The sequence below is a fragment of the Polaribacter sp. 11A2H genome (genome assembly GCF_011379025.1).
Lineage (GTDB): Bacteria > Bacteroidota > Bacteroidia > Flavobacteriales > Flavobacteriaceae > Polaribacter.
Genome location: NZ_WTLD01000058.1, coordinates 1 through 639, shown reverse-complemented (window position 1 = coordinate 639; position 639 = coordinate 1). Strand labels below are relative to the sequence as shown.

The following is a 639-nucleotide window of genomic DNA, read 5'->3' as shown; positions in this document are numbered from 1 at the left end:
CCCTGCCGGCCCTTCCCCTCGTTTCACTCGTACCGGCATACCCCAAAATGCACACCTGCTCTCTCAGAGCGATTTTGAGAGGCTTTTCGTAAGGAGCAAGGTTGTTTAATGTATGTGCCTATGAAATCTCCTAGCAGAGCATTTAAGCTCCGTTAAGAGATGTTTATCAGGGCACGATTAGCTTTTTTTTTTAGCTGGAAGATTGGGGAACGCGTTTTGAGGACTGTTTTACACTTAACTCTGTAAAGTCGCGCTCGTTCCTCGCTACGGCTTCGCCAAGTTAAAATTAGGATCATCGATAGTGATTCAAGAACACTAATTATAATTTTTTTCTATAAATCTGTTTAAGTATTCAGGATCAGTTTTTAGTTTGCTGATGATATTGTTTTTTCGCCCAATGGCGGTGCTGTGATTTTTAGCTTTGTTTTTAGCTTTTTGAGCCTCTTGCTTGTAGTGCTTCACCAACTGGTTATTTTCATCGATAGTTTTGTTTAGTTCATGTAACTTTTGACTTAGATTTATCTGTGTACGGTTTAATTCTCTTTCTTTCTTTAATATTGCGTTTTTTCTCGCTTCAATTTCTATGTGTTGGTTCTCTACTTCAAGCGCTGCGTTTTTTCTCGCTCTTTCTTGTGCGTT

General features: G+C 39.4%; 1 protein-coding gene. It reads right to left on the bottom strand.

The window, feature by feature from the left end; all coding sequences use genetic code 11:
• Positions 1-315 precede the first annotated feature (315 nt).
• A partial coding sequence (locus tag GQS58_RS16915; protein ID WP_166388062.1) for a hypothetical protein occupies positions 316-639 on the bottom strand: 324 nt, incomplete at its 5' end.